Source organism: Aeromonas dhakensis (assembly GCF_000820305.1).
Classification (GTDB): Bacteria; Pseudomonadota; Gammaproteobacteria; order Enterobacterales; family Aeromonadaceae; genus Aeromonas; species Aeromonas dhakensis.
This window is the reverse complement of record NZ_CDBH01000062.1, coordinates 108300-114427: the sequence shown is the minus strand read 5'-3', so window position 1 is coordinate 114427 and position 6128 is coordinate 108300. Positions and strand designations below refer to the sequence as shown.

The window sequence follows — 6128 nt, the reverse complement described above, 5'->3', positions numbered from 1 at the left end:
ATTCAAATTGTTAAAGAGCGTGGCGCTTGTCGCGCTGAGGTGGCGTATAATACCTTCCTCACTTCGAAAGTCAAGCGGTTGTTTTCGCTTTTCTTTCGGCGCTGGCTTCACGAGAAAGCGAGCTCATCAGGTTGGCGTGTTCTGCCGTGCTGGTGAGGGCGCATTATAGGGAGGCGCGTCGCGATGACAAGGGCTTTTTGCAAAAATGCGTTCGTTTGCTGAAAAAGCAGACTAAAGCCCTCTAATCACAGGTTTACGCCCGGTTTCAAGCCGCTTTTTTGCTCAACTCTTCGCTTTGAGCCTGGATATAGTTGACCCAGCTGGTCGCCCGCTGCTGCCAGTTGCCCTGCTGCTGCAGCTCACGGGCCAGCACCAGCGCCTCGGCATACTGCTCCTTATTAAGGTGTGCCTGTACCAGCAGCGCCTTGGCCCTGTTGCCTTGCTCCCCTTTCACCGACTTGATGGCCGCGAGCTGAGTCATGGCGGCATCTGTTTTGCCTTGTTGCAACAGCAGCTCGGCGGCGCGCATGGCCGCCTTGGGATGAGCATGCTCACGGGCGAGCAGTTGCCAGCTGTCGACAGCCTTCGGCCACTCGCGCGCCCCTTCCCACAACTGGGCCAGCAGCTGACGGTTCTCAGAGCTTTGTTTCATCTGTCCCTTCACCATGGCAGCTTCCAGCAGGCGGGCGCCGCGATAGGGCAGCCCCTGCCAGGCATACAGGCGGATCAGCTGGTTACGGGCGGCGGCATCATCCATCAGCTGACGGTCGATGGCGGTTTGCAGCAGAGCCAGCGCCTGATCGCCGCGCTTGGCGGAGAGGTTGAGCGACACCGCCTGTTGCCACCACTTGCTCTCTGTCGGCTCGTGACGGATCAGCTCTTCGGCCTGATCGGCGGCCACAGTGTAGCGCTGCAGCGCGGTGAGAGCGGAGAGGCGGATGATGGCTGCCTGCTTCTGCCAGCTCTTCTTCAACAGCTGTTCACTCTGGCTGGCCGCCTCACCGTACTGCTTGTTGTGGTAATAGAGGCCGGCCAGACGCAGGCGCAAAGCATCATCAGCCTTGATGGCCAACGCGGCCTTGTAGCTGGCGATGGCGCCGGTCCAGTTGGATTGCTGGGCCTGGATGTCGCCGCGCAGCCGCAGCAGTTGCAGCTGTTGCTGCTCGGGCCACTCTTTATAGGCCAACGCCTGCTCCACGTAACGGCTCGCCTGCGCGGTCTGCTGCAGGTTGGCAGCCAGGGACGCCTGCAGCTGGGCCAGCCAGGCGCGCTCAGCATCGCTATTTGGTTTGAGGCCGGATGCCTTGCTCTGGGCCTGTTGCCACTGGCCGGACTGATAGAGCTTCATCACGGGCTCCAGCTGGCGGGAGAAAAGAGGGCTCACCTCCATCGCCAGACAGGCTTGGCTGACTAGGGCCAGCACACAGATCCAGATCCGCAACATAGTTATGACTCCAGTTTGAATTTGAGCGTGATGACTTGTACCAGCTTGTCGGTGGCACCCGGCCTAGGCTGATAGCGCCACTTGTTGATCGCCTGAATGGCCGCCCGCTCGAACTGACGCTTCGGCTTGGCCTCGACCACTTCCACATCCTGTACCCGACCGTCGGCATCGACGCTGAAACGCAGGGTCACCGACCCTTCGATGCCGGCCTGCTGGGCCCGATAGGGATAGACTGGCTCGATCCGCTGCAATGGCATCAGCATCTCGCCGGCGCCGATCCCGGCACCTTGCTGCTGGCCATGGAAGTTGCCGCTCGCGACCGGGTTGGGACTGGTCGCGACGCCAGGAGCATAGACCTGCACCGCGCTGAGGCTGGAGACCAGATCCAGGCTCGGCTGCACCGAGGGCAGCGGGGCCGCCGCCGGCATAGGCAACGGCGTCGAGGCCAGCGCGGCAGGTGGCTCCGGCAGGGGTTCCGGCTCCTGGGGTACCGGGCGCTCACGCACCTGCACCTCGGTCACCTCGTTCTGCATGTTGATGACGATGGACTTCTGCTCGGCGCTCGCCTTCTCCCCTCTGGGCGGCTCCACCAGGGTGGCCATGAACAGCAGGATCCCCAGACTGAGGGCAATCCCGAGCCCCAGGCTCATCAGCTTGTATTTCATTTCGGTGCCACCGCCACGGCGATGTTGGCGATGCCTGCCGCCTTGGCCTCATCCATCACCCGCACCACCTTGCCGTGGGGTACCCGCTCGTCGGCCTGGATCACCAGGCTGGCATCGGGCTGTTCCGCCAGCAGGCGGGCGACGCTGGCCTGCACTCGCTCCACGTCGATCTGCTTGCGGTCGAGGAATATCTGTCCTTGGGGGCCGATCGCCAGCATGATGCTGGAGGACTTCTGCGCCTTGGCCTGGCTGGCCTGGGGCCTGTGCACCTCGAGCCCGGCTTCGCGCACGAAGGAGGTGGTGACAATAAAGAAGATCAGCATGATGAACACGATATCCAGCATGGGGGTCATGTCGATCTGCACTTCGTCGCGCTGGCGTTTGGATTGCCGTCTCATTGCATTACCTTCTCTTCTCGCAGGCCGTCCCGGGTCTTGGCCAGCGCACGCTTGGCCTGGCTCTCGAGCCGGCTGAGTAACAACACGCCGGAGAGAGCGACCACCATGCCAGCCATGGTGGGGATGGTGGCACGGGAGATCCCGCCCGCCATGCTCTCCGGGTTAAAGCGGTTGGCCGCGGCCAACGCATCGAATACGCCTATCATGCCGGTCACGGTACCCAGCAGCCCCAGCATGGGGCAGAGCACCACCAGGGTGCGGATGAAGATCAGATGACGGTTGAGCTCAAGCTCGGCCTCGGCCAGCCAGCGCCCGCGAATCGCCCGAGCGTGCCAGCTGTGGCGCTCGCTGCGGGCCTGCCAGCGGCCGAGCAGCTGGCGCTGCAGCGGGGCAAACCCCAGGTTGAGGTAGAGCAGCCGCTCGATCATCAGAATCCACATCAGCACCAGCAGGGCCAGAATGACCCAGAGCACCGGGCCGCCACGACCCATGAAGCTCTGCAGCTGTTGCCAGATGTCGAGCATCATGCCGCCCGCTCCATCCCGTCACGGTTGCTTTCGGCCCGCTCGGCCAGAATGCCGGCCACCTGTTGCTCCAGCACGTTGGAGAGCTCGGTGAAGCGAGACTGCAGCAGGCTGTGGGCCAAGATCAGCGGAATGGCCGCGACCAGACCCTGTACCGTGGTGACCAGTGCCATGGAGATGCCGCCCGCCATGATCTTGGGATCGCCGGTGCCGAACTGGGTGATGGCCTGGAAGGTGCCGATCATCCCGGTCACGGTACCGAGCAGCCCCAGCATGGGGGCAATGGCCGCGATCACCTTGACCATGCCGATGCCGCGCTCCATGCGAGGGGTCTCCTGCAGGATCGCCTCGTCGAGACGCAGTTCGAGGGTCTCCATGCTCAGCTCGGGATGCTTGTCAGCCACCGTCAGCACCCGGCCGAGGGCGTTGTCGGCATGATATTCACCGCTCTTGAGCTGGCGACGAACCCGACCCAGTTCACGGGAAAGGCTCCACAGCCGCACCCCGGCGATCCCCAGGCCGATGGCGGCCAGCAGCACTATGATGGCGCCGACCTGGCCGCCCTGCTGGACTTGCTGCCAGAAGGTAGGGGCTTGCGCCAGCATTGCCAGCAGGGTGCCGTGGGAGGGATCCAGCGGCAGCGTTTCTCCTTCCTGGCCTTGATAGGCGGCCGCGGCGGAGAGCACGTTGCCGGGCAGGCCCAGCACCGGGCTCAGGCCTTCGGCAGTGGGTTGCAGGAACCCCTGCTCGCCAAACAGCGCGAAGCTGCCGACCCGGGTCAGTGGCTGCTCGCTGGCCGCCCCCTGGGCATCCAGCACCTTGCCGTTGAACTGGGCAACCCGGCCCGACTCGCGGATCTCCTGCAGCAGGGTGGCAGGCAGCAGGGCGAGGGCGACGCGATCCGGTACCTGCTTCTCCTGTGCCATCGCCTTGAGCGGCGCGAGGCGCTCGGGGTACTGACCCTCGACCGCGGATTCACTCAGCAGCTTGACCGCATCGCTGGCCCCCTGGCGGGTGACCGCAAAGATCTCGTTCATGTCGCCGGAGGCCTGCTCCCACTGGGCATTGAGTTCGACCAGCAGCTTCTCATTGGTGGCGAACTGGCTGGCCAGCTCCTTGCTCAGGCGCTGGGCCTCGGCCAGCTTGGCGCGGGCACTGTTCAGCTCCTTGGAGACGGACGCCAGATCCTGCTGTGCCTGCTGTTCACGGGCCTGTTCCTGCTTCTGCCAGGCTTCATCGGCCACAGCGGCAGTGGTGCCCAGAGAGAGGGCGAGGGCGAGGGGGAACCACTTCATGGTGACGCTCATGACTGGGCCTCCTGACCACGGCTGACAGAAAGGGGGACATTCAACAACTGGGGAACCTTCTTGTCGGCGGCCATATCCAGCGCCTCGGCGACGGGGGAGAGCCACTGGCTGTCGAGGGGCTGCCACTGCTTGTTCTGCCCGGACCAGCGCCACGCCTGGGAACGATCGGCGGTCATCGCCAACAGGGAGACCCGACCCACCGCCAGCACGTCGACCCGGCGCGGTGCGCCGTCCAGCACCAGTTCGGCGGCATAGCTGTCGAGCCGGCTGCCATATTCCGCTTCGATCTGGTAGGCCTGCAGCAGCTGGCGGAACTTCTCCGCCTCGCTCACGTCAGCCCTGGCCAGAGTGGCTTTCAGCTGTTCAACCCGCGCCAGGCGATCTTCCTTGCGCAGCGGAATGTCATTTTGTACCAGCTGCTCCAGATCGGCCTGCATCTTCAGCATCAACGGGATCAGGCCCTGCCGGGTCTCCTGTACCGCTTCCAGCTGCTGACTCAGCTTACCCAGTTCATTTTGCTGATCGGCCACCAGAGACTGCATGTAGCGGTTGTAGGCTTCCAGATCGCGCAGTTGCAGCTGCGCATTCTGCAGCTCCAGCCTGGCGGCAACGGCCGCATCGGCGGCTTTCTCCACGCGCTGCTGGGAGGCTTTCCCGGCAGCTATGCTGTTTTTCAGTGCCGGCGCGACCAGCTCGTCGGCGCCGGCAGCGAAGTGGACTGACAGTGGCAACAAGGCCAAACCCCAAAACTTGTTCATGATATAAATCTTAACAATGATAACTATTCTCATTGTCTCAGAGTGGAGGGTCAGTGGCAATCAGATGATTTTGTTGGCCTTCGGCTGAAAAAACAGGATAATTTTTAAGCAAGCACGGGAGTCACTGGCGTTGTTCGTCACAACACCAAATTAATAAATAAAAAATATCTTTTCGATCAATGTGATAGAGATCGAAAAAGGAGAAGTTCATGTTCAACGATGCGATCTGGGAACATATCGATCGGTTCACCAAGGCCAAGAAGACCAGCGACATCCAGCAGCAGCTGGAGCGCTTCAGTCACCAGATGGGCTTTGATTACTTTCGTTTGCTGATTATTTTCCCCATCAGCATGCAGAAATCCCATGTGGCGTTGTTCAACAACTGCCCCACCAGCTGGTTCGATGCCTATTCGGAGCGGCACTACCTGACCCAGGATCCGGTCGTCTTCCTGGGGCTGAAACAGACCCAGCCCATCTTCTGGAACAAGCTCGACTGCGACTCCCCCTGGCTGCCCAGCGCCAGCCGGGAGGTGATGAACCTGGCCGCCGACTTCGGGGTGAGAAACGGCGTCTCCTTCCCGCTGCACACGCCGCAGGGGGAACACGGTATCCTCTCCTTCATCAGCAAGGAGAAGTCCAATTCCGATCTGATGTTTGAAAACGTTCCCTTGCTGTCGTTCTGCGCCAGCTACATCTTCAACTCGGCGCTGCAGCTGATAAAGAGCAGGCCGGATCTGATGAAGTACCTGACCGAGCTGTCGGATCGGGAGAAGGAGTGCCTGTTCTGGGCCAGCGAGGGCAAGACCTCCTGGGAGATCGCCACCATCCTCGGCATCAGCGAGCGGACCGTGAACTTCCACCTCAATCAGGTCACCAACAAGACCGACTCGAAGAACCGCAACCAGGCGATCGCCAAGAGCATCTCCAGCGGCATCATAGTGCCCTCGCTGGACGACGTGACCATCACCAATCTGCGGCTGTCATGACGTCAGCCCGGCAGCACAGCCGATAAAGAAAGAGCCGCAATGCGGC

At 62.1% G+C, this 6128-nt stretch carries 7 protein-coding genes; 1 reads left to right on the top strand and 6 read right to left on the bottom strand.

The window, feature by feature from the left end; all coding sequences use genetic code 11:
• Window positions 1–265 precede the first annotated feature (265 nt).
• Genes BN1143_RS18265 through BN1143_RS18240 form a run of 6 tightly spaced genes read right to left on the bottom strand, consistent with a single transcriptional unit; the run spans window position 266 to window position 5096 of the window.
• Window positions 266–1444, bottom strand: a complete 1179-nt coding sequence (locus BN1143_RS18265; RefSeq protein WP_042051625.1) for a hypothetical protein — start codon at window positions 1442–1444, stop codon at window positions 266–268.
• Between the two features lie 2 nt (window positions 1445–1446).
• Window positions 1447–2109, bottom strand: a complete 663-nt coding sequence (locus BN1143_RS18260; protein ID WP_017787829.1) for an energy transducer TonB — start codon at window positions 2107–2109, stop codon at window positions 1447–1449.
• Window positions 2106–2507, bottom strand: coding sequence for an ExbD/TolR family protein (locus BN1143_RS18255; protein WP_010635580.1), 402 nt, complete (start codon window positions 2505–2507; stop codon window positions 2106–2108). Before BN1143_RS18255 ends, BN1143_RS18260 begins: the two co-directional genes overlap by 4 nt.
• Window positions 2504–3034, bottom strand: coding sequence for a MotA/TolQ/ExbB proton channel family protein (locus BN1143_RS18250; protein ID WP_005307253.1), 531 nt, complete (start codon window positions 3032–3034; stop codon window positions 2504–2506). Before BN1143_RS18250 ends, BN1143_RS18255 begins: the two co-directional genes overlap by 4 nt.
• Window positions 3031–4338, bottom strand: a complete 1308-nt coding sequence (locus BN1143_RS18245) for a MotA/TolQ/ExbB proton channel family protein (RefSeq protein WP_042051623.1) — start codon at window positions 4336–4338, stop codon at window positions 3031–3033. Before BN1143_RS18245 ends, BN1143_RS18250 begins: the two co-directional genes overlap by 4 nt.
• The gene (locus BN1143_RS18240; protein WP_042051622.1) at window positions 4335–5096 is read right to left on the bottom strand and encodes a DUF3450 domain-containing protein; all 762 of its coding nucleotides are present in this window, start codon (window positions 5094–5096) and stop codon (window positions 4335–4337) included. Before BN1143_RS18240 ends, BN1143_RS18245 begins: the two co-directional genes overlap by 4 nt.
• A gap of 209 nt (window positions 5097–5305) precedes the next feature.
• Between BN1143_RS18240 and BN1143_RS18235 the strand changes: the two genes are divergently transcribed.
• Window positions 5306–6082 (top strand): helix-turn-helix transcriptional regulator, encoded by a 777-nt coding sequence (locus tag BN1143_RS18235; RefSeq protein WP_016352388.1) that lies wholly within the window; start codon window positions 5306–5308, stop codon window positions 6080–6082.
• Window positions 6083–6128: the final 46 nt, after the last annotated feature.

Coding starts and splice junctions, on each gene's coding strand:
- BN1143_RS18245 (WP_042051623.1), bottom strand. CDS start 4,338: ATGAGCGTCACCATGAAGTGGTTCCCCCTCGCCCTCGCCCTCTCTCTG.
- BN1143_RS18260 (WP_017787829.1), bottom strand. CDS start 2,109: ATGAAATACAAGCTGATGAGCCTGGGGCTCGGGATTGCCCTCAGTCTG.
- BN1143_RS18265 (WP_042051625.1), bottom strand. CDS start 1,444: ATGTTGCGGATCTGGATCTGTGTGCTGGCCCTAGTCAGCCAAGCCTGT.
- BN1143_RS18235 (WP_016352388.1), top strand. CDS start 5,306: ATGTTCAACGATGCGATCTGGGAACATATCGATCGGTTCACCAAGGCC.
- BN1143_RS18240 (WP_042051622.1), bottom strand. CDS start 5,096: ATGAACAAGTTTTGGGGTTTGGCCTTGTTGCCACTGTCAGTCCACTTC.
- BN1143_RS18250 (WP_005307253.1), bottom strand. CDS start 3,034: ATGATGCTCGACATCTGGCAACAGCTGCAGAGCTTCATGGGTCGTGGC.
- BN1143_RS18255 (WP_010635580.1), bottom strand. CDS start 2,507: ATGAGACGGCAATCCAAACGCCAGCGCGACGAAGTGCAGATCGACATG.